General features: G+C 62.2%; 22 protein-coding genes and 1 tRNA gene. 13 read left to right on the top strand and 10 right to left on the bottom strand.

The window, feature by feature from the left end:
• Positions 1 to 55: 55 nt before the first annotated feature.
• From prmC to P3T40_RS34915, 4 genes are all read left to right on the top strand, one after another.
• Positions 56 to 901 (top strand): peptide chain release factor N(5)-glutamine methyltransferase, encoded by an 846-nt coding sequence (prmC, locus tag P3T40_RS34930; protein WP_429272265.1) that lies wholly within the window; start codon positions 56 to 58, stop codon positions 899 to 901.
• Positions 902 to 986: 85 nt separating this feature from the next.
• Positions 987 to 1,298, top strand: coding sequence for a Grx4 family monothiol glutaredoxin (gene grxD, locus P3T40_RS34925; RefSeq protein ID WP_429272264.1), 312 nt, complete (start codon positions 987 to 989; stop codon positions 1,296 to 1,298).
• 33 nt (positions 1,299 to 1,331) lie between these two features.
• Positions 1,332 to 1,934 (top strand): UbiX family flavin prenyltransferase, encoded by a 603-nt coding sequence (locus tag P3T40_RS34920; protein ID WP_429272263.1) that lies wholly within the window; start codon positions 1,332 to 1,334, stop codon positions 1,932 to 1,934.
• Between the two features lie 136 nt (positions 1,935 to 2,070).
• Complete coding sequence (locus P3T40_RS34915; RefSeq protein ID WP_429272262.1) at positions 2,071 to 2,856, top strand: DODA-type extradiol aromatic ring-opening family dioxygenase; 786 nt, start codon at positions 2,071 to 2,073, stop codon at positions 2,854 to 2,856.
• Between the two features lie 139 nt (positions 2,857 to 2,995).
• Here the strand turns inward: P3T40_RS34915 and P3T40_RS34910 are convergent, their stop codons facing one another.
• Positions 2,996 to 4,591, bottom strand: a complete 1,596-nt coding sequence (locus P3T40_RS34910; protein ID WP_429272261.1) for an APC family permease — start codon at positions 4,589 to 4,591, stop codon at positions 2,996 to 2,998.
• A gap of 479 nt (positions 4,592 to 5,070) precedes the next feature.
• On the opposite strand from P3T40_RS34910, the gene P3T40_RS34905 reads away from it, so the two are divergent.
• Positions 5,071 to 5,274 carry a cold-shock protein gene (locus P3T40_RS34905; protein ID WP_007180251.1) on the top strand — a complete coding sequence of 68 codons (204 nt, stop codon included), beginning with the start codon at positions 5,071 to 5,073 and terminating at the stop codon, positions 5,272 to 5,274.
• 161 nt (positions 5,275 to 5,435) lie between these two features.
• Here the strand turns inward: P3T40_RS34905 and P3T40_RS34900 are convergent, their stop codons facing one another.
• Entirely contained in the window at positions 5,436 to 6,686 is a 1,251-nt protein-coding gene (locus tag P3T40_RS34900) for an Hsp70 family protein (protein ID WP_429272260.1), read from the bottom strand.
• Between the two features lie 236 nt (positions 6,687 to 6,922).
• Between P3T40_RS34900 and P3T40_RS34895 the strand changes: the two genes are divergently transcribed.
• Positions 6,923 to 8,395 carry an MFS transporter gene (locus tag P3T40_RS34895; protein ID WP_429272259.1) on the top strand — a complete coding sequence of 491 codons (1,473 nt, stop codon included), beginning with the start codon at positions 6,923 to 6,925 and terminating at the stop codon, positions 8,393 to 8,395.
• 93 nt (positions 8,396 to 8,488) lie between these two features.
• Here P3T40_RS34895 and P3T40_RS34890 read toward each other — a convergent pair whose 3' ends face one another.
• Entirely contained in the window at positions 8,489 to 9,082 is a 594-nt protein-coding gene (locus tag P3T40_RS34890) for a nitroreductase family protein (protein WP_429272258.1), read from the bottom strand.
• A gap of 166 nt (positions 9,083 to 9,248) precedes the next feature.
• Complete coding sequence (locus P3T40_RS34885) at positions 9,249 to 10,532, bottom strand: MFS transporter (protein WP_429272257.1); 1,284 nt, start codon at positions 10,530 to 10,532, stop codon at positions 9,249 to 9,251.
• 158 nt (positions 10,533 to 10,690) lie between these two features.
• On the opposite strand from P3T40_RS34885, the gene P3T40_RS34880 reads away from it, so the two are divergent.
• The gene (locus tag P3T40_RS34880; RefSeq protein ID WP_429272256.1) at positions 10,691 to 11,335 is read left to right on the top strand and encodes a TetR/AcrR family transcriptional regulator; all 645 of its coding nucleotides are present in this window, start codon (positions 10,691 to 10,693) and stop codon (positions 11,333 to 11,335) included.
• 89 nt (positions 11,336 to 11,424) lie between these two features.
• Positions 11,425 to 11,997 (top strand): DUF1415 domain-containing protein, encoded by a 573-nt coding sequence (locus tag P3T40_RS34875; RefSeq protein WP_429272255.1) that lies wholly within the window; start codon positions 11,425 to 11,427, stop codon positions 11,995 to 11,997.
• Positions 11,998 to 12,067: 70 nt separating this feature from the next.
• Here the strand turns inward: P3T40_RS34875 and P3T40_RS34870 are convergent, their stop codons facing one another.
• A complete protein-coding gene (locus tag P3T40_RS34870) occupies positions 12,068 to 12,898 on the bottom strand; it encodes a class I SAM-dependent methyltransferase (RefSeq protein ID WP_429272254.1) in 831 nt (276 codons plus the stop codon).
• Positions 12,899 to 13,289: 391 nt separating this feature from the next.
• Here P3T40_RS34870 and P3T40_RS34865 point away from each other — a divergent pair, with 391 nt between their 5' ends.
• The 3 genes from P3T40_RS34865 to P3T40_RS34855 all read left to right on the top strand — a co-directional run bounded on the left by P3T40_RS34865 (position 13,290) and on the right by P3T40_RS34855 (position 16,863).
• The gene (locus P3T40_RS34865; protein WP_429272253.1) at positions 13,290 to 13,610 is read left to right on the top strand and encodes a DNA-binding protein; all 321 of its coding nucleotides are present in this window, start codon (positions 13,290 to 13,292) and stop codon (positions 13,608 to 13,610) included.
• A gap of 423 nt (positions 13,611 to 14,033) precedes the next feature.
• Complete coding sequence (locus P3T40_RS34860) at positions 14,034 to 15,320, top strand: MFS transporter (RefSeq protein ID WP_429272252.1); 1,287 nt, start codon at positions 14,034 to 14,036, stop codon at positions 15,318 to 15,320.
• Between the two features lie 274 nt (positions 15,321 to 15,594).
• Positions 15,595 to 16,863, top strand: coding sequence for a TIGR03862 family flavoprotein (locus tag P3T40_RS34855; RefSeq protein ID WP_429272251.1), 1,269 nt, complete (start codon positions 15,595 to 15,597; stop codon positions 16,861 to 16,863).
• A 109-nt stretch (positions 16,864 to 16,972) separates the two neighbouring features.
• Here the strand turns inward: P3T40_RS34855 and P3T40_RS34850 are convergent, their stop codons facing one another.
• Positions 16,973 to 18,121 carry a methyltransferase gene (locus P3T40_RS34850; RefSeq protein WP_429272250.1) on the bottom strand — a complete coding sequence of 383 codons (1,149 nt, stop codon included), beginning with the start codon at positions 18,119 to 18,121 and terminating at the stop codon, positions 16,973 to 16,975.
• Between the two features lie 120 nt (positions 18,122 to 18,241).
• On the opposite strand from P3T40_RS34850, the gene P3T40_RS34845 reads away from it, so the two are divergent.
• Positions 18,242 to 18,317, top strand: a tRNA-Thr gene (locus tag P3T40_RS34845).
• 139 nt (positions 18,318 to 18,456) lie between these two features.
• Here P3T40_RS34845 and P3T40_RS34840 read toward each other — a convergent pair.
• Entirely contained in the window at positions 18,457 to 19,179 is a 723-nt protein-coding gene (locus tag P3T40_RS34840) for a GNAT family N-acetyltransferase (RefSeq protein ID WP_429272249.1), read from the bottom strand.
• A 194-nt stretch (positions 19,180 to 19,373) separates the two neighbouring features.
• On the opposite strand from P3T40_RS34840, the gene P3T40_RS34835 reads away from it, so the two are divergent.
• Entirely contained in the window at positions 19,374 to 19,553 is a 180-nt protein-coding gene (locus P3T40_RS34835) for a hypothetical protein (protein WP_429272248.1), read from the top strand.
• A gap of 28 nt (positions 19,554 to 19,581) precedes the next feature.
• On the opposite strand, the gene P3T40_RS34830 is transcribed toward P3T40_RS34835, so the two are convergent.
• From P3T40_RS34830 to P3T40_RS34820, 3 genes are all read right to left on the bottom strand, one after another.
• Positions 19,582 to 20,112: a ClpXP protease specificity-enhancing factor gene (locus P3T40_RS34830; RefSeq protein ID WP_429272247.1), complete on the bottom strand. Its 531-nt coding sequence runs from the start codon at positions 20,110 to 20,112 to the stop codon at positions 19,582 to 19,584.
• 87 nt (positions 20,113 to 20,199) lie between these two features.
• Positions 20,200 to 20,811 carry a glutathione S-transferase N-terminal domain-containing protein gene (locus tag P3T40_RS34825; RefSeq protein ID WP_006052302.1) on the bottom strand — a complete coding sequence of 204 codons (612 nt, stop codon included), beginning with the start codon at positions 20,809 to 20,811 and terminating at the stop codon, positions 20,200 to 20,202.
• A 94-nt stretch (positions 20,812 to 20,905) separates the two neighbouring features.
• Positions 20,906 to 21,673 (bottom strand): cytochrome c1, encoded by a 768-nt coding sequence (locus P3T40_RS34820; RefSeq protein WP_429272246.1) that lies wholly within the window; start codon positions 21,671 to 21,673, stop codon positions 20,906 to 20,908.
• Positions 21,674 to 21,677 lie beyond the last annotated feature (4 nt).

Genomic DNA, 21,677 nt, shown 5'->3' with positions numbered 1-21,677 from the left:
CCGGTGCCCGCCGCTCGCCGTTCGCACCCGCCTCGCATGCACCCATCGCGCTGCCATGGATAACGCCGCCGCCCTGTTGCGCGCCTCTGCCTTGCCGCCGCTCGAAGCGCGCATCCTGCTCGGGCACGTGCTCGGCTGGCGCCGCACCGAGCTCATCACGCGCAGCGACGAGCCGCTCGACGCGGCGCTCGTGGCCCGCTATCAGGCGCTGGAGACGCGGCGTCTGGCGGGTGAGCCCGTCGCGCAATTGGTCGGCGCCCGGGAATTCTTCGGGCTCGATTTCGAAGTCACACCGGATGTGCTGATCCCGCGGCCGGAAACCGAACTGCTGGTCGAAACCGCGCTTGCTGTGCTAGAGGGAATGGCGCGGCCGCGGGTGCTGGACCTCGGCACCGGCACCGGCGCGATCGCCATCGCCATCGCATCGGTCAGGCCCGACGCGCAGGTCTGGGCGGTAGACCGCTCGGCCGAAGCGCTCGCCGTCGCAACCCGCAACGCTCTACGGCTGCTGGATAAAACACGCCACGGCGGCCCGCTCCAGTTCGTACGGAGTGACTGGTACGACGCGCTCGATCCCACCCCGCGCTTTGACGCGATCGTCAGTAATCCGCCCTATATCGCCAGCGGCGACCCGCATCTGTCCGAAGGCGATTTGCGTTTCGAACCGCGCGGCGCGTTGACCGACGAGGCCGATGGCCTCAGCGCGATCCGCGTCATCGTCGCCGATGCACCCTCGCGATTCGCGGAGCGCGGCGGCGTGCTTTGGCTCGAACACGGGTACGATCAGGCCACGGCAGTGCGCGCGCTGCTTGACGAAGCAGGTTTCGCAGCGGTGCGTTCGGAGCGCGATCTGGCCGGCATCGAACGCATCAGCGGGGGCAGGTGGCACGCGGGCGCATGACGTCGGCGCGCCGTCCGCCTGCCCCGGCGAAATCCGCTATCATTTCATCCTATCTCCACCTTATTCCGGAACCGCAAGGTCAGTCATGGATACGCAACAACGCATCAAGCAAATCGTCGACGAGAATGCCGTCGTCCTCTTCATGAAGGGCACCGCGCAGTTCCCGATGTGCGGCTTTTCGGGCCGCGCCATTCAGATCCTGAAGGCATGCGGCGTCGACGCGCCGAAGACCGTCAACGTCCTTGAGGACGACGAAGTCCGCCAGGGCATCAAGGAATTCTCCAACTGGCCGACCATTCCGCAGCTCTACGTGAAGGGCGAGTTCATCGGCGGCTCGGACATCATGATGGAGATGTATCAGAACGGTGAACTGCAGCAACTGTTTGCTGCGGTCTGATCGTTCGTTAGACGAAACCAGGTGCCGCGAGCCATGGAAACACGCGCTGCGGCGCCTCGCCGGCTGATCATTGCGATCACCGGCGCGACGGGCGCTGTCTATGGCGTCCGCTTGCTTGAAACGCTGCGCCGGCTGGGCGGCGTGGAAACCCATCTGCTGATTTCCAGCGCCGGCTGGCTCAACATCCAGCACGAACTCCAGTTAAGCAAAGAAACCCTGCACGGGCTCGCAGATGTCGTTCATTCGGTGCGCGACGTGGGCGCGAGCATCGCGTCCGGCTCGTTTTCGACCGATGGCATGATCGTCGCACCCTGTTCGATGAAAACCTTGGCCAGCGTCGCGCACGGCCTCTCGGACAATCTGATCACCCGCGCCGCCGACGTCACGCTCAAGGAACGCCGCCGCCTCGTGCTGATGGTGCGCGAAACACCGTTCAACCTCGCGCATCTGCGCAACATGACCGCGGTCACCGAAATGGGCGGCATCATCTTTCCGCCACTACCCGCCTTCTATAACCAGCCTGCCTCGATCGACGAGATGGTCGATCACACGGTCGCGCGCGTGCTGGACCTGTTCGCGCTAGGGCCCGCACTCGCACCCGCGTGGCCAGGACTGCGCGACGCATCAACCGAATAAGGCCTGGCGCCATCCGCCGATTAACAACACCGGCGACGCAATCAAATCCAGTTTCAGCCGTTTATCAAACCGCAGTACGCCCGTATATTGGTAACAAGCCAATTTACAAGCCGCACTCGCTGTGGACTTCGTTGCCATGACCCGCTTGCCGTCGCTTTTCCTGTCCCACGGCGCCCCGACGCTGCCGATCGACCCCTCCATGCCGCGGGCCGAATTCGCTGCGCTTTCTGCGCAGGTGCCGCGTCCTGAAGCCATCCTGATGCTGTCGGCCCACTGGGGCACCGCCCAGCCGCTGGCGAGCACCGCCGCCCAGCCGGAGACCATCCACGATTTTTACGGCTTTCCCCGTCAGTTGTACGAGATCCAATATCCTGCGCCGGGCGCACCGGATGTCGCGCGACGGGCCGCCGTCATGCTCAACGAGCACGGCCTGCTGGCCAACACGCAGTCGCACGGTCTCGATCACGGCGCATGGGTGCCCATGCTGCTGATGTTCCCGCACGCGGACGTGCCGGTGGCCCAGCTGTCGATCCAGCCGCACATGGATGCGGCCCACCACTTTCGCGTCGGCCGCGCACTGCGGGCGCTGAAGGATGACGGGGTGATGGTGATCGGCTCCGGCCAGATCACGCACAATCTGCGCGCCGCCGACTTTTCGGCCCGGCCCGAAGATGCCGACCCGCGCGTCACCGAATTCACCGACTGGTTCGAAGCGAAGCTGGACGCGCACGATATCGATGCGCTGCTCGACTACCGGCGCCAGGCGCCGCACGCGGTGCTGATGCATCCAACCGACGAGCATCTGTTGCCGATATTCGCGGCGCTCGGCGCTGCGGACGACGACTACACACTCGGGATCCAGTCGCTCGGGACGTACCAGAAGGCGCTGGCGATGACGAACTACGTGTTCGGCACCGCTTAACAGTTGACAGCCAGGCGCGCCACCTGCGGTACCTGGGCTGCACCCTCGCCGACAAACAAAAAGCCCGCCTGATTTCACTCAGGCGGGCTTTTTGCGTCCCGGAACAGCATCCGGGCCAAGGGTTCAGCAGCGCTGACGATCAGTGCGCGCCCATCCCTTCGAGCACTTCGTCATGGACCTGACGCTCATCGAGGTAATCGCTGCGATAACCGGCATTCACGCCCCAGTAATAGAAAACCAGCGCGACCACGGCCACCACCAGCATGTCCCAGCCGTACGGCAGAATGTTATGGCCGCCGAACTGCTTGCTGCCAATCAGCGACAGGATCGCCATCACCGGCAGGTAGGCCACCAGCCACCACGCAGCCTTCAGGTCACGCTGATAGCCGCTAAAGCCCGACTTCGCCTGGAAGTAGAAGTACACCGGCAACGCGACGATCATCAACAGGATGATTTCACCTGTCAGCGGCCACTTCGCCCAAAACAGCACCATCGACGCGCAGACGAATGCGAACGGCGCGATGATCTTCATGCCCGGAATGTGCAGCGGACGATCCAGATCGGTTGCCGCGCGGCGCAGGGCCATCAGGCTGATCGGACCCGTCAGGTACGAAATCACCGTCGCCACCGAAATCACCGCCGCCAGCGAACTCCAGCCGCGGAAGAAGAACAGGAAGATGAATGAAACCAGCAGGTTGAACCACATCGCCTGACGCGGCACGCCGTAGATCGGATGCACATTGCCGAACATCTTCGGCATCGTGTTGTTGCGCTCCATGGCGTAGATCATGCGGCTCGTCGTCGCCATGTAGGTCGTGCCCGTGCCGCTGGGGCTGACGAACGCGTCGACGTACAGAAGGAACGCCAGCCAGTTCAGGTTCAGCGCGAGCGCCAGCTCAGCGAACGGCGACGCGAAGCTGAAGTGGCTCCAGCCCTTCATCACGTCAGCCGGATTCACCGCGCCGATATACGCAATCTGCAGCAGCACGTAAATCACGAGCGCCAGCAGGATCGAGCCGATCACCGCGAACGGCACGCTGCGTGAAGGGTTACGCGCTTCGCCAGCCAGGTTGATCGGGCTCTGGAAACCGTTGAATGCGAACACGATACCGCTCGTCGCCACCGCCGTGAACACGGCCGACCAGCCGTATGGCGCGAACGTACTCGCCTCGCCGAAGTTCTCGTGGTGAAAACCGGTGAACATCAGACCGGCAATCGTCGCCGCGGGAATAATAAACTTGAAGATCGTGATTGCGGAATTGGCGCGTGCAAACAACTTCACACCCCAATAGTTCAGCATGAAATAGATAATCACGAGGATCGCCGAAAGTAATAACCCATTAGTGGTTAATGACCCGTTGACGAACAATGCATGCGCCCATGGATACGGCCAGGTACTCATGTATTGAATCGAAGCTTCGGCTTCAATTGGAATCACCGAGACGATGGCGATCCAGTTGGCCCATGCGCTGATGAACCCGACCAGTGCGCCGTGCGAATAGCGCGCGTAGCGCACCATGCCGCCCGACTCGGGGAACATTGCGCCAAGCTCCGCATAGGTGAGCGCAATCGCCAGAATCACCACTGCGCCGATGACCCAGGCACAAATGGCTGCTGGACCGGCAATTTTTGCCGCCTTCCACGCGCCGAACAGCCAGCCCGATCCGATGATCGAACCGAGGCCGGTGAGCAACAGCGCGAACGGGCCAATGTTCCGTTGAATAGAACTCTTCACGTCTTCTCCTTGTCGACCGGAGTTCGTGCCTTAGCGCTTACTCCGGTCCCATGCAATGCGGTCTGAAACATGTCGGCACCGCGGCATTGCTTGTGACGCTGGAGACGGGTGACGGCCATGATTGGGCAAGAGCTTATACCTAGAATGAGGTGCAACCCCTGCGCGGCGCGTAGTTTAACGGGTTGCACCGCGCGAGTGCAGCGAAGCCAGGGTTATCCCTAACAAAAAATTAAGGGGCCCGCAAGTTTTGTAAGCACCACTTCCGCCTGGCCCTAAAAACCTTGTAAAGATGTGCAGATACAGTTGACCTTCTCTCGAAATCGCCGTATAACGTTCGGGCAGGATTTCAAGCGGCGAGTGAATTGGTCTTTCGTAGTTCGCCCATCAACGGTACTCCGGTTGGTCCCATTACCCCCTTCCTTGATTTTCATGCACCCTCTGGGCTTCGGCCTTATTTACCATCTTTAGGAACAAGTAATATGGAAACCGGTACCGTCAAGTGGTTCAATGACGCAAAGGGCTTTGGCTTCATCACTCCCGACGGCGGCGGCGAAGATCTGTTCGCGCATTTCTCGGAAATCCGCACGGAAGGCTTCAAGACGCTGCAAGAAAACCAAAAGGTCACGTTTGAAGTGAAGACGGGCCCGAAGGGCAAGCAAGCAGCGAACATCAAGCCGGTGTAAGCGCGCGCTTCCTTCTGGACGCGAAGAAAAACCCCGCCTCGCCGCGGGGTTTTTTTACGTCTGATGAAAACGCGCCGGAAGCGTCGAGTGGGAAGTGAAGCTGAACTGAATTGAAACGTCCAGCAGAGCATCGCGCGCGGCGCGACGCCCGCGCGAGCCGCTTAACCGAACACGCGCCGCGCGTGAATGCCGAGGCCCGTGGCCACGCTGGCGAGGCGATCTCCGAACACCGGCCGCGCATCCGGAAACGCCGCGGACAGCGCGCCGGAAAGAAACGCGAGACCAGTCGAGCCGCCAGTGAAGTAAATCGCGCCCACATCGCGGGGTGCCACGCCAGCCGCCTGTACGGTATCCCGCGCCGCCTGCACGATGCGCAGCGTCTCGTCGTGACCCGCCTTGATCAATTGCGCTTCGTCGAACGCGAGGCGCAGATCGTCTTCCACCAGTTCCAGATCGATCATGGTCTCGCCGCCCGCTGCTACGCCGATCTTCGCTTCTTCCGCGTGAGCCGCCAGCGCGTGCCCCAAACGCCGGTCGACCACCCGCATCAGGCGGTCGTGGTGGCGGACGTTGCTAAATAGATGCCGCATCAGCACGAGTTCACTGACCCGCTTGGGGGCATAGACCGTGTTGATCAGGTGCCACGTGGCGAGGTCGAAATAGACCCGGTTCGGAATCTCGCGCCCTTCCGGATCGAGCGTCTGATAACCCAATTCCCGCAGGATGGTGGCAAGCTCGACGCGGCGGTCGAAGTCCGTACCGGCCACGTGCACGCCGTGATGCGCCAGCACGTCGTCCTTGCGTTCGACGCGTTTCACGCGCTCCGGCCCCACCCGCACCAACGAGAAGTCCGACGTACCGCCGCCGATGTCGGCCACCAACACCAGCCCCTCTTCCGTCAGATGCGACTCGTAGTCGAACGCTGCGGCAATCGGTTCGTACTGGAAATGGATCTCCTTTAAGCCCACCGAGCGCGCGGCCGCTTCCAGCTGCTGTTGCGCGAGCTGGTCGGCGCGCGGATCGTCGTCGACGAAGAACACCGGGCGGCCCAGCACCGCGCGGCTGATCGGGCCGCCGGCGCTGGCTTCGGCCGAGCGCTTCAGGTGGTCGACAAAAATCGCGATCACTTCGGTGTACTTGATCGCCGAGCCGTCGCCGAGGTCGGTAGAGTTTTCCGCCAGAGGCGAGCCGAGGATGCTCTTCATCGAGCGCATCAGCCGGCCGTCGAAGCCGTCGACATACGCTTCGAGCGCAGCGCGGCCGAAGCCGCGGGTGTTCTCGTCGGTATTGAAGAAGACGGCTGTAGGCAGCGTCGTGTAGGCACCTTCGACCGGCGCAAGCCGCAACGCCGTGCCGTCAGGCACGGCGACTGCCGAATTCGAGGTGCCGAAGTCAATCGCGCAATAGGTCATGGCAGAAATCGCCGCTCACGGCTGGCGCGGACAGGAAGGGGACGGGCTTTGTATCACGAAACGGCGCAGAGTATCAACTGCGACAGAAAGCAACAAAAGTTGGGACGGTCGGGCGTTTCGCGGCGAGAAATGCGCGCAAACGTGTGCCGGTTCAGGGGAACAAAAATTGCTCATTCGCACAGGATACGCCATTCAAATTTCCCGACCGCCTTGCATGGGATAGGAGACCTATCGCAATGACCGAGCCGTCCACCGCAGCGGTGCAGGAAAATCCTCGCACCGTGATCGAAACCGACCTGCCGTCGCGGCTCGACCGCCTGCCCTGGGGGCAATTCCATTCGCTGATTGTGGTCGCCCTCGGTGTGACCTGGCTGCTCGACGGCCTGGAGGTGACGCTGGCCGGCGCGGTGGCCAGCGCCCTGAAGGCCAGCCCGACGCTGCACTTTACCAACAGTGACGTGGGCCTGACCGGCAGCGCCTATATCGCCGGAGCGGTGCTCGGTGCGCTCGGCTTCGGCTGGCTTACCGACCGCCTCGGCCGACGCAAGCTGTTCTTCATCACGCTAACGCTCTACCTGGCGGCCACCGCAGCCACGGCGCTGTCGTGGAACCTGGCGAGCTTCCTTCTGTTTCGCTTCCTGACCGGTGCGGGTATCGGCGGCGAGTACACGGCAATCAACTCCACGATCCAGGAATTTACGCCTGCACGCGTGCGCGGCTGGACCGATCTAGGCATCAATGGCACGTTTTGGGTGGGCGCCGCGATTGGTGCGGCCGGCTCATTAGTGCTGCTCGATCCGCACCTGCTGCCAACCGACTGGGGCTGGCGCGCGTGCTTCTTCATCGGCGCCGTGCTCGCGCTCGCCATCCTGCCGATGCGCGCCTGGGTCCCCGAAAGTCCGCGCTGGCTGCTCACGCATGGCGAGGCGCGTGAAGCAACGACGATCGTCGAAGGCATCGAAACTCGCTTTCACCGCGCCGGACATCGTTTGACGGATGAACCACTCCGTCGACTGCGTCTAAGAACGCGGGACCACACGCCGCTCGGCGAAGTCTTCCACGCTATCTTCACGTTGCACCGGCGCCGCGCGCTGGTTGGACTATCGATGATGACCGCGCAGGCGTTCTTCTACAACGCCATCTTTTTCACTTACGCGCTGGTGCTCACGGATTTCTATCACGTGCCGGGTGACCATATCGGCTGGTATCTGCTGCCGTTCGCCCTCGGCAATTTTCTCGGGCCACTGGTTTTGGGGCGTCTCTTCGACGTGATCGGCCGACGCACCATGATCGCGACAACTTATGCACTATCAGGCATTTTGCTCACCATCAGCGGCTATCTGTTCGAACACAATCTACTCACCGTCGTCACACAAACCATCGCGTGGATGGTGATTTTCTTCTTCGCCTCGGCGGCGGCCAGTTCCGCCTATCTGACGGTGAGCGAATCGTTTCCGCTGGAGATCCGCGCGCTGGCGATTGCCGTGTTCTATGCGTTCGGCACTGCGCTCGGCGGCATTGCCGGGCCGGCATTCTTCGGACGACTGATCGATACGCATCAACGCAGCGAGGTCTTCACCGGTTATCTGGTCGGCTCGGCGCTCATGGTTGGCGCGGCGGTAGTGGCCGCGATCTGGGGCGTCGATGCGGAGCGGAAATCGCTCGAAAGCGTCGCCGCACCGCTATCGGCGCTGGCTGACGACGAGTGAATTAAAAAACGCGCGGCATGGCGGACCGCGCGTTTCTCATCTGACTAATTACGCCGTCAACACCGGCTCAGTGGGTCCACGCTGGCAAACCGCTCAAAAACCCTTCTTCCACACACCGCTATAAGCAATCTCGCCCAGCGGAAAACGCGTACGCACCGACTTCTCGCGCTCGCGCAGCACCGGGTCGAGCTTCTCGATTTCGCCGTAGTGGCCAAGCGAAATCATCGAGATGACGTCGACGTCGTCGGGGATGATGAACGCCTTGCGGAACGCAGGAACATCAAAGCCGCTCATCTGGTGCGCGGCGAGACCCAGCGCGTGGGCTTGCAGCACCAGCGCCATCGCGGCTGCGCCCGCATCGTAGGCCGCGCAACGGTTCACTTCCCCCTTGTTGGTGCGCGTGTGCGTCGTCACGGCGATCAGCACCGGCGCCGGCCCGTTCCAGCCCTGGTTGAATGGCACCAGCGTAGCGAAAGCGCGCTTGAACGAGACTTCGTCGGTGCTGCGATCAAACACGACGAAACGCCACGGTTGCGAGTTGTACGACGAAGGCGCCCAGCGGGCCGCTTCAAGAACCGCATGCAGGTGGTCCCGGCTAACCGGCTCGCTCGAATACGCGCGCGGGCTCCAGCGGCCTGCAATCAGTTCATGAAGGGGAACTGCGGTTGGGGCGGGTTTGTTGGTCATGCGCTTCTCTCAGTCGAAATTCATGATCGACGGGCGGCTGCCCGGGGCCACATAGCATAACCGGGCTTTGCCACGTGTGCTTCAAGATGGACTGATAAAGCGCATTCGAAGAGCTGCCGGGAGGCAGGCCGCAAAACGCCGGCCGGCCCACAGCGCTGCGCCTGCCCTATGCCGGTTGCGGTACGACCGGACGCTCGCCCCGGTTGATGCGCAGCACGATCACCGATGCAACGAGACACAGGCCGCCCGAGATCATCGACGCCACCGTGTAAGTGCCGAGGCTCGCGCGCAACATCCCGGCGCCGAGCGCTGCGAAGGCCGCGCCGAGCTGGTGTCCCGCCACCACCCAGCCGAATACCACCGGCGCCGCTTCCTTGCCGTAGACATCGGTCGCAAGGCGCACTGTCGGCGGGACAGTAGCGATCCAGTCGAGACCGTAGAACAACGCGAAGATCGGCAGGCCGAAGAAGTCGATGCCGAACGCATGCGGCAGATACATCAGCGACAACCCGCGCAAGCCGTAGTACCAGAATAGCAGCACGCGGTTGTTGAAGTGGTCCGACAGCCAGCCCGACAGTGTCGTGCCGAACAGATCGAAGATGCCCATTGCCGCCAGCAGCGATGCGCCCTGCACTTCGGTCAAGCCGTGGTCGCTGCACATGGCGATCAGATGCGTGCCGACGTAGCCGTTCGTGCTCGCACCGCAAATGAAGAAGCTGAAAAACAGCAGCCAGAAGTCGCGCGTCTTGCTGGCCATCGCGAGTGTGCCGAAGGCAATCGCCAGCGGGTTCTGCTTTGAGACCTGGGTGTTAAGCGGTGCGTCGGCCGGCTCGCCGAACGGGCGCAGCGTCAGGTCGGCGGGACGCTCGGGCAGCAGGAACAAGACCAGCGGCAACACGATCGCCGCCGCGCCGGCGACCACCCAGACCACCGGGCGCCAGCCGTGATGCTCCGCAATCGCCGCCAGCAAAGGCAGGAACACCAGCTGACCGGTCGCCGAACTGGCGGTGAGGATACCCATCACTAGCCCACGATGCGTGGTGAACCAACGGTTCACCACCGTCGCCGACAGCGAGAGGGCCGCCACGCCGGTCGAACCGCCCACCATCACGCCCCAGATCAGGATCATCTGCCACGGATGCGTCATCATCGACGACAGCGCCACGCCCGCTGCCATCGTACCGAGTGCGATCAGCACGGTCGGACGGACGCCGAAACGCTGCATCGCCGCCGCCGCAAACGGCCCCATCAGGCCGTAGAGCGCGATATTCACCGAGATCGCGAGCGAGATGGTCGCCCGGCTCCAGCCCAACTGATGCTCGAGCGGCACCATCATCACGCTGGGCGTCGCGCGCGTTCCCGCCGCGGCCAGCAACACCAGAAACACCACCGCCACGGTCAACCAGCCGTAGTGGAAGCGCCCACCAATCATTCTCGCTGCCCAGTTCATCGGATCTCCGGTCGGCGCCCGGTCCATCGGACGTTGGCGCCCCACTTATTGTTACGGCTTTCGTAAAGGACTTGTGACAGATCAGTCACAATGGTGTTGCGATATTAGTTACCGCTCGGTAACATGTCAAGGCATCGACCACCGAAGGTGGAATCACCATGTCACAGCGCGAAACCGCAACGCCGGGCAAGGCGGCCCGTCGTACCCGCACCCAGACGACCGGGCCGCAAGCACAGGAGCATCTGCTGCAGGCTGCCGGCGAGTTGTTCTATGAGGAGGGCGTGCGCGCGGTGGGCGTCGATGCGGTCGTCGAGCGGGCTGGCGTCAACAAGATGAGCCTGTACCGCCAGTTTTCCTCGAAGGACGACCTAGTGCTCGCTTACCTCGAGCGCCAGGACACGCGCTTCTTTGCCTACGTCGAAGCGAGCTTCGCCAAACATCCGGGCGAGCCGGCCAAACAGCTTTTGCAGTACTTCGATGACCTGACCGTGCGCGCGTCGGACGAACGCTATCGCGGATGCCCGTTTGTGAATGTCGCAGTCGAGTTTCCGGACGCATCCCATGCAGCGAGGCGCTTTGTGGCCGGCAACAAGGCGCGCCTGATGGCGCGCATCACCGCCCTCACCACCGAGGCCGGCGCCGATGACCCCGTGGCGTTGGCCAACGCGCTCGGGTTGCTGATCGAAGGCGTGTATGCGGCGAGCCAGACTTACGGGCCCGGTTGTGGACCGATTCTGGCCGCGCCTCGCGTAGCGGCACAGTTGATCGCGGCGGCTTGTTTAAAGACAGCGGGCGGCGTTTAGACATTTCCACTCCGCTCGGTAGACACCCGGGATGGATGGTTGCAACCCGCGCCGCCGGTAAAATGGCGTTTTCAGCACGTTGCCCCGTCATGCCGCCGTCCACCGACTCCCACGCCGCCATCCTTGCCGCGACCCGTCACTGGCTAACCCGTGCGGTCATCGGCCTGAACCTGTGTCCGTTCGCCAAGGCCGTGCACGTGAAGAACCAGATCCGCTACGCGATCAGCGAAGCGACCGATCTGGAAGGCGTCCTGACGGATCTCGAAAACGAATTGCAAGCGCTAGCGCAGGCCGACCCAGCCGAGGTGGATACCACGCTGCTGATCCTCCCGCACGCACTCGCCGATTTCATCGAGTACAACGACTGTCTGTTTTTCGCGGAGCGCATGCTCAAGCAATTGCGCCTCGAAGGCGAACTACAGATCGCGAGCTTTCATCCGCAGTATCAGTTCGAAGGCAGCGAGGCTGACGATATTGAGAACTACACGAATCGGGCCCCGTATCCGATCCTGCATTTGCTGCGGGAAGCGAGCATCGAGCGCGCGGTGGATGCGTTTCCCGACGCCGCGGATATCTATGAACGCAATCAGGAAACGCTGCGCCGGCTTGGATTAACCGGCTGGGAAAAGTGGATGAGCGAGCCGGAGCCGGCTGACGAATAAGCCGCGGCGCTTCGCGGCAGGCGGAATCCAGCCCGCCTACTTCAATATGCTCAGGCCTCCTTAGGCCCCATCAAGCCTCGACGAAAAACCGCTCGCGCAGGTCCGCCAGCCCGAGCGTCTCCATCACCTCATTCAGGCGCTCCGTCGGCCGACGCCGCGGCAAGTCCTTGTACTGGGCGATGATGAGTTCGTTCTTCATCGAATGCTCCCAGCCCACCAGCTCGGTGACGCTCACCTGGTAGCCGTGCGCCTCGAGTTGCAGACAGCGCAACACGTTGGTGATCTGGCTGCCGAATTCCCGCGTGTGCAGCGGATGGCGCCAGATTTCCGTCAACGCGTTGCCGAGCGACTTGCTCTTGTTCTGACGCAGCACACCGGCCACTTCGGCCTGACAGCACGGCACCACCACGATGTATTTCGCGTGTTTCTGTAACGCGAAGCGAATCGCGTCGTCCGTCGCGGTGTTGCACGCGTGCAGCGCCGTGACGATATCGATGGTGGGCGGCAAGCGGTCCGAAGTAATCGAATCCGCCACGGACAGATTCAGAAACGACATCCCCTTGAAGCCGAGCCGCTCCGCCAGCGCCTCGGAACTCGTCACGAGTTCTTCGCGCGTCTCGATGCCGTAGATGTGCGAATTATCCTGTTGCTCCTTGAAAAACAGGTCATACAGGATAAAACCAAGATACGACTTGCCGGCGCCGTGATCGACGAGGGTCAGGTCGCCCTTGGTTTCTTTCAGATCTTTCAGCAGCGGCTCAATGAACTGGAACAGGTGATAGACCTGTTTCAGCTTGCGGCGGCTGTCCTGATTCATTTTGCCGTCGCGCGTCAGGATATGCAGTTCCTTCAGCAGTTCGACAGATTGGTTGGGGCGAATTTCGTGAGTTTTGCTAGACATCGTACGGACCGCCATCGATTGCACGGCGAACGTGCGACAGGCGACGGAAAAAGAGAGAAGTTGCTGCCAGTTTACCCAAAGCGCGGCACACCCACCGATTGATTGCCGCCAACGACGCGCAAACCACGTTTTCCTGGAACACTTCCTGCTCTAAAAAGGGCGCGCGAAGGTAGGCAAAGCACAACGTGAGACGCGCAGCAAGCGAAGCATGCGGCCAAGGCCCAACGGCCGGCCGCATGAACAACAATGACACGCAGCCGGCCGCCAGTTCGTTCAGGCAAACCGCATGCGTGTGGGGAGGTCGGACCCGGAACACGGGAACGAACGTTACGTAACCTGCAGCGCGCCGCGATCTCAAGGGGAAGCGCGCTCAGAAAAGAATGAGGCGGCAATGGACACGATACCCAACGGCAACGCCGAACAGAAGTTCCAGGAACTGTTGACCAAGCTATTGGCGACACCTGCGTGGACAGAGAAACAGCAGCTCGAACTAGAAATGGCGCGTGACATCTCCGTCGAGATGCTGCGCCTCGCCGAGTTGATGCGCGATGGCAGCGTCGACCTCGAAACCTGTCTGACCATGCTCAAGTACGCGAAAGTCCTCGATTTCGTCATGACCACGCTCGCGTCGCGGCGCGATATCAAGCCACAAACGCTGCGTGTGATTTTCAAGCTCGCTGGACTCAAGGTCGATGAGGAGTATCCGGGCTAAGGCTCGGGGTAGTGCTGAGCAGGTGAGCAAACTCACCCAGGCCGCAACTCGCAGCAGCGCGGCCGCGCTCAGTGCTTTGATTGGATGATCAGACGTGTATAAATAAAAAAGCTTCGGATAACGCTGCGTCGCAACATGCGCCCGCAACGGGTCGCACGCTTCGAGCGGCTCAGGAATCGCGCGATGTCCTTCGAGCGCGGCTCTCCTATTTCCTCCAGAAAGTGCGCAGGTGCAGCGTCATAAACTGGCTTGACCAGTATGACGGCACCCTCCTATTATCGGCAACTAGTCAGACGATTTAAGCACGCACGCAAGGCAGTCTCGCCGGCAGAGCGGGACGCACAGCAGATGCACCGCCCGCCCGGCATCGAAGCGGACCGCGCAATCCACACCAGGGATGCCGCCCACGGAGGAGACGTTGTCATGAGGAAAATGCGTTGGGTCGTGATTTTTCTGTGTTTTCTGGCAATTGCAGTCAATTACGTCGACCGCGCCAATCTCGCGGTCGCCGCGCCGCAGATCGAAAAGGCGCTCGGCATCGGACCTGCGGAAATGGGCCTTATCCTGAGCGGCTTTTTCTGGACCTATGCGTTCATGCAGATGCCGTTCGGCTGGTTCGTCGACCGTGTCGGCGCCCGCATCGCGCTGCCGCTGGCGGTGGGCTGGTGGTCGCTGTTCACGGCCGCCACTGCCGTCACGACGAGCGTCGGTGCGATGTTCGGCTGCCGCTTGATGCTCGGCATCGGCGAGGCGGGTGCTTACCCGTCCTGCGCGAAGCTCGTCGCGCAGTGGTTCAAGCCAGCGCAGCGCGCCATCGCCACCAGCATCTTCGATAGCGGTTCGCGGGTCGGCTCGGCGCTGTCGATTCCGGTGGTCGCGTTGATCATCGGCACTGCAGGGTGGAAGGCGTCGTTTGTTGTCACGGGCCTGCTCGGCGCGGTATGGATTGTCGGCTGGCTGGCGATCTACCGCAGCCCCGCCCACGGCGACATGACCGGCCCCGAAGACGTAGTGCCGCAGCGGCAGGCACGCGCCAACGAGCCGCGCGCGAGCTGGGCATCGCTGTTCCGCCACCGCACGCTGTGGGGCATGATGCTCGGCTTCTTCTGCCTGAATTTCGTGATCTACTTTTTCATCACCTGGTTTCCGAGCTATCTGGTGCAGACGCGCGGCTTCTCGCTCAAATCGCTCGGCACGCTCGGGATGATTCCGGCGTTGATCTCGATTCCCGGCGGCTGGCTCGGCGGCTTCGTCTCCGATGCGCTGTACCGGCGCGGCTGGAGTCTCACCGCTTCGCGCAAGACCTGCATGGTGGGCGGGATGCTGATGTCGTCGGTGATTACCTTGTCGGCGTTCACCTCTGACATCTACCTGATGCTCGCTTTCTTCGGCATCTCCTACGGCAGCCTCGCGTTCGCCGCTGCGAGCATCTGGTCGCTGCCCGCCGACGTCGCCCCCACCCCATACCACGTCGCATCGATCAGCGGCATTCAGAACTTCGCGTCGAATCTGGCCGGCATTGTCATCACCACCTTTACTGGGGTAATGGTCGCGCTGACCAAGGGCTCATTCACAATCCCGCTGATCGTCGCAGGCGGATTCTGTTTTCTGGGGGCGTTCAGCTATCTCGTGATAGTCGGGCGAATCGAGCCTTTGCCGACCAAACCGGGCCAACACGACGAGCCTGAGACGGCGCACTCGCCGGTTTGAATCGTCGGTGCGCGCGACGATCTTCGACCGCGAGGCGCACCGAATCAGGATGGCTCCTACGTCACGCGTGCGGCGCGTCGACGGGCGGCGTGCCGTCGTGGAACAGCGTCTCGCATTACCGGCGTCCCGCCACCGTCCCAGGCCATGCGCAAGTGCCTCGTTTGCTCCGGAGTTGTGTGCAGTGTGAAAATAGCGGGCTTCGCGACGCGAGCCGTGGCAAGCTGGCCGCGCACACCGATTTTCTCCCTCTCACGCCCTCACCCGAATGCACAGGATGTCCACCTTGCCCGATTCCGCATGTGTCGCCGTCATCGGCGGCGGCCCCGCCGGGCTGATGGCCGCCGAAGCGTTAGCCGAGGGCGGCGTGCACGTTGACGTGTACGATGCGATGCCCTCGGTCGGACGTAAATTCCTGATGGCGGGCAAAGGCGGCATGAACATCACGCATTCGGAAGCGCTCGAGCCGTTTCTTGGGCGCTACGGCGCAAGACAGCCGCAGATTGCGCCGCTACTCGATGCTTTCGGCCCGGATGCGCTCCGGACCTGGCTGCAGGGCCTCGGTGTCGAAACCTTCGTGGGAAGTTCAGGACGCGTGTTTCCCTCCGACATGAAAGCGGCGCCGATGCTGCGCGCCTGGCTGCATCGTCTGAAAGAGGCCGGCGTGCGATTTCACATGCGGCACAAATGGGTGGGATGGAACAACGACGTCGCTGCGGACACGGCGCGCCCCACGCTGCGTTTCATGACGCCAACCGGCGAGCAACAAGTGGCCACCGACGCCGTGGTGTTGGCACTGGGCGGCGCGAGCTGGCCGCGTCTCGGCTCGGATGCGGCATGGGTTCCCCTGATGAGCGCGCGCGACGTGCCGGTCGAACCGTTACGTCCGGCGAACTGCGGCTTCGACGCGACCTGGAGCGACTACTTCCGCGAGCGCTTCGCGGGACAGCCGGTGAAGCCCGTGGCCATCACGCTGACCGACGTGGATGGCAACGTGCAGCATCGGCAAGGTGAGTTCGTCGTGACCGAGACCGGCATCGAGGGCAGTCTGGTGTATGCGCTGTCGGCGCCGATCCGCGAGCGGTTGCGGGCCGACGCAGAGGCGACGATCACGCTCGATCTCCTACCGGGGCTTACCGCACAACGCGTGCTGGACGAAGTGACCCGGCCGCGTGGCTCACGCTCGATGTCGAGTCATCTGCACAGCCGTATTGGTCTCACCGGGGTCAAGCTCGGACTACTGCACGAAGCACTCTCGAAGGAGGCGTTCGCCGACACGACGCGCCTCGCCCGCACGATCAAGGCGCTGCCGTTGAAGCTCGTGCGCCCTCGGCCAATTGCAGAAGCCATCAGCAGCGCAGGCGGCATTCCGTTTGAGACGCTGGACTCACGGTTGATGATCGAGCATTTGCCAGGCGTATTTTGCGCTGGCGAAATGCTCGATTGGGAGGCGCCGACCGGCGGTTACCTGCTCACTGCGTGCTTCGCGAGCGGGCTGGTGGCGGGACGCGGGGCGCTAGCTTATGTGGCTGGGTCAGGGAGTTGAGGCCGCCAGGACTGACGGCGCGCTCGCGCTCAGGTTCACCGTCCACGTTGGCGCGTCAGTTCGTGCACGATTCGCGGCCGCCTTCGAAGGCAGGCGGACGTTCAGCCTTCTAGCGCGCCTTCAAACGCCACAGCGACGTCACTTCCGCCACGCGCGCGGCGTGCAGCGGATCGGTTTCATCCGACGACTTCGGATGACGCGGACGGATATCCTCCCGTCCGACGACCGTCAGTCCGGCCTTGTCGATCGCCGCGAGCAGAAACTCCCGAGTGCGCAGCCCCAAATGCTCGGCGAAGTCCGAGAGGATCAGCCAGCCTTCGCCACCGGGCGACAGATGCTCCGCCAGACCGTTCAGGAAGCCGAGCAGCATGCGGCTCTCCATATCGTAGATGGCGTATTCGATGGGCGACGCGGGTCGCGCCGGCACCCAGGGCGGATTGCAGATCACGAGCGGCGCGCGGCCCTCGGGGAACAGATCGGCCTCGATCACATCAACCTGCTGGGTGTAGCCGAGCCGCGCGAGATTCTCGCGCGCGCACGCCAGCGCACGCGGGTCCTGGTCGGTGGCGACGATCTTCTTCACGCCGCGTTTGGCCAGCAAGGCGGCGAGCACGCCCGTGCCGGTGCCGATATCGAACGCCTTGTTCAACGACGGCAGCGGCGTACGCGCCACCAGGTCAACGTATTCACCACGCACCGGCGAGAACACGCCGTAGTGCGGATGAATGCGCTCGCCGAGCACGGGAATCTCCACACCCTTCTTGCGCCATTCGTGCGCGCCGATCAGACCGAGCAGCTCACGCAGCGAAACCACGGACGCTTCATCGGCCGGCGGTCCGTAGGTCTCCGTGCAGGCTTGCTGCACCTCCGGAGCACGGCGCAGCGGGATCGTGTAGGTGGCGTCGAGCGGGATCAGCAGCATGCCAAGCGTGCGCGCGCGCTGCGACTGCGCCTGGCGGTGAAAATTGAAGGCGTCGATCAGCGTATCGGCCTGCTTGCGCGGCTTGCGTTCGACGCGGCGCGTCACCGCCTGCAAAAGCTGGCGGGCATTCTGAAAGTCGCCTTGCCACAGCAGGGCCGTGCCTTCGCAGGCGAGGCGGTAGGCGGTGTCGGCGGTGGTGCGGTCATCGGCCACGACGACGCGTTTGGGCGGCGGCACTGCCGCTTCCGAGCGCCAGCGGGCGGTACGCGGGCCGTCGGCTTCAGGCCACGTAATCGTGGGGGCTTGCGTAGGGTGCTGCGAGGGGTGTTGGGTCATTGAGCGAGGTGGGGGATCCGATATGACAGGGATATCGAATAGAGCTACATGGTAACTGATTGATGCCGCCTGCCAGGTAGCGGTCTCGTTCTTCTTGGCTTATAATAGCGCGCTGCTTTCGCCCCCTTAGCTCATTTGGTAGAGCACTTGACTTGTAATCATGAGGTGGTCTGTTCGAATCAGACAGGGGGCACCAATAGATTCAGGCACTTAGCCCAGTCCTCGTGACTGGGCTTTTTGCTTTCTGGCGTTCATGCAGGCATTGCCGGGGTATTGGGTCCGCATCGATGCACCTCGATCCGTGCGCCAATTCCCTGTTACCCGACCTCCCGCGACTAACTATTCGACGCCACAGCCGAGCCCGGCTCCGCATGCCCGATCCGGGTAAGCTGGAACGTGCGACGTATCTCGAACCCGAGGCGTTCGTACAGGCCAATCGCGAGACGGTTGCCACCAAGCACGTGCAGGAACGGCGTCTGCCCCCGTTGCTCGATTTGCCTGCGCAATATCGTCACAAGCCGACCGGCAAGCCCCCTCCCGCGCCAGTCGTCGTCCACGCAAACAGCGCTTATCTCGACGTATCCGTCGATGCACATCCGTTCGCCGGCCATCGCAATGAGACGCCCCTGGTCGCGAATCCCGATGTAGTTGCCCATCTCGTGAGTTCGCTTGGCGAAAGGACCCGGTTTGGTCTTCTGGACCAGATCGAGCATGTCTTTTGCATCTGCGTGACTCAAGGCGATCACCCCCTGATCATCCACGCTGCCGGATTTGTGTTGCGTGGCGAGCATTTGATGGAGATCGCCCACTCGCGTCGTTTGCAGCGCATCGATTGGACTGACAGAATCCTGCGACAGCAAAGCGACTTGTTCGCCAGGCAGCAGGAGCTGGTGAAGCGCCTCATAGGCCGCTGGGGTTTCGGACGCCAACGCGGCAAAAGGCGCCACATCGGGATGGTACCGACGGGCAAGCGCATCTCCCTGCCCAAGATGGGCCTGCCTGGTAGTGAGCGCCGTCCAGATCGGGTAGTCGAGGCTAACTTGTGGTGAACGACTCATGACGTCTCCTTCAGTGCGCCAATCACTATGACTTTCATGGTCGGCTCCGGTTACTAAGGATATTGAGAACGCCGTCCGGACAATACGGGCGGTTGCGTTCGGATGGGTATCACTCTAGACGGGAACCGGAGTCCGCACCATTGTCGGAAGTGACAACTTTAGAGTCGTTTACGCCACATGAGCGGCGATTCTATATGGCGAGCGCTTGTGCAGTCGCATGGCTCATCAAGGCGACGGGCAATACGATGGCCCCGGCCTGGTACATGATTGGGTGCGTGATTATTTCGCTGATTGCCGTTTCGATGCTCGAAGAAACCGGCGGCCGCGAACTGGCCACTAAAAGAAGCTACGGCGTATCCAGCACGATTAGCTAGCTGGATCCGCCCGCAGCATCATCTCACTTCACTTTACGACCTTCAGGTGGCCGCGACCGCCGCCCTTCGATCCATCGTCATCGGGAGTCGGCGTATCGTCAGCGTCAGCCTCATCGGCCTTCGCCCGCGGCGCAGACGCAGGCTCAGACTCAACGGCCCGAGGGCCACCGCCCGCTGACTTCACCGGCGGCGTCGCCTCATCGGCTTCTACCGCGTCAGCACCGGAATCCGTCGCCTCGCCACCCGCCGAGTCGACCGGGAACGCCATGCCCTGGCCATTCTCACGTGCGTAAATCGCCAGCACATTGGCGACCGGCACTTCGATCTTGTGCGACTTGCCCGAAAACCGCGCGCTGAACTCGACCCACTCGTTGCCCATCTGTAACTGGCTGGTCGCCTCGAAACTGATGTTCAACACGATTTCGTTGTCCCGCACGAACTGGCGAGGCACCCGCGTCTGATTGTCGACCCGTACCGCGATGTGCGGCGTATAGCCGTTATCCGTGCACCACTCGTAGAGCGCGCGCAGCAGGTAAGGCTTCGTGGAAATCTCTTGCATCAACAGTCCTCTTACTGGGCAAGGCGCCGCAGCTTCACGCGCAGACACTCACGGGCAGCGCGCGACGCCCCTACCCTCAAGCCAAACTCAACGACGCATCACCTTTTCCGACGGCGTCAGCGCTTCGATATAGGCCGGGCGGCTGAAAATCCGCTCGGCGTACTTCATCAGCGGCGCGGCGTTCTTCGACAGTTCGATGCCGTAGTGATCCAGACGCCACAGCAGCGGCGCGATCGCCACGTCGAGCATCGAGAACTCTTCGCCGAGCATGTACTTGTTCTTCAGGAAGATCGGCGCGAGCTGCGTCAGGCGATCGCGGATCGCGAGGCGTGCTTTCTCGTGATTCTTCTCGGCGGCCTTGCCCTTCTCGTTTTCGAGCGTGCCAACGTGCACAAACAGTTCCTTCTCGAAGTTGAGCAGGAACAGGCGTGCGCGGGCGCGTTGCACCGGGTCGGCCGGCATCAGTTGCGGATGCGGGAAGCGTTCGTCGATATACTCGTTGATGATGTTCGATTCGTACAGAATCAGGTCCCGTTCGACGAGGATCGGCACCTGACCATACGGATTCATCACAGCAATGTCTTCCGGTTTGTTGAACAGGTCGACGTCGCGGATCTCGAAGTCCATGCCTTTCTCAAACAACACCAGCCGGCAGCGCTGGGAGAATGGGCAAGTTGTGCCGGAATACAGAACCATCATGTTTACGTTTCCTCAAAAAGCTGAAGGGCCAGCGCGCGGAAAAACCGTCCAGCAGGTTTTTCCTTGCGCCGGCCCCACGCCGGTTATGGCGTGATTATTTGATATCTTTCCAGTACGCGGCGTTCAATCGCCAGGCGAAAAAGCTCAGGACGCCGAGGAACAACAGCACCCACACACCAAGCCGGTGGCGGGTTTGCTGCGTCGGTTCGGACATCCAGGACAGGTACGACACAAGGTCGGCCACATCCGAATCATAATCCACCGCGGACAACGTCCCCGGCGTGACCTGCTGGTAGCCGACGAATTTATGGACTGTTTCCCCGCTCCTTTCGTCGATTACGTCGTCGAACTTCGCCGTACGCTGCCCCTGAAGCTCCCACAATACATTGGGCATGCTCACGTTTTCATACACCAGATTGTTCCAGCCGGTCGGCCGTGTATCGTCGCGATAAAAGCTGCGCAGATACGTGTATATCCAATCCCGGCCGCGCGCCCGCGCCTCCACTGACAAATCCGGCGGCGCCGTGCCGAACCACGCCTTCGCGTCGTCGGGCTTCATGGCCACGGACATCGTGTTGCCGATTTTATCGGTGGTGAAAAGCAGGTTTGTCTGAATTTCCTGCGGTGAAATGCCCAAACTGGTCAATGCGCTGTAGCGCATCAGGTTCGCACTATGGCAATTCAGGCAGTAGTTTACAAACAATTTGGCGCCATGCTGCAAAGAAGCAAAATTGTCCGCGTTATCGGGCGCGCGGTCGAGCGGGAAATTGTCGTCCGCGTAAGCGGGCGCCGCCAACAGCGCGAGCGCCAGAGTGACCGATGCGGCCCCGATCACCGCGAGCCTCGAAAGCATTTTTCTCATCTTC

It is taken from the genome of Paraburkholderia sp. EB58 (genome assembly GCF_050436665.1).
In the GTDB taxonomy this organism is placed as follows: domain Bacteria; phylum Pseudomonadota; class Gammaproteobacteria; order Burkholderiales; family Burkholderiaceae; genus Paraburkholderia.
Note: the sequence above shows the minus strand (reverse complement) of the source record. Positions and strands in the feature narration are given on the sequence as shown.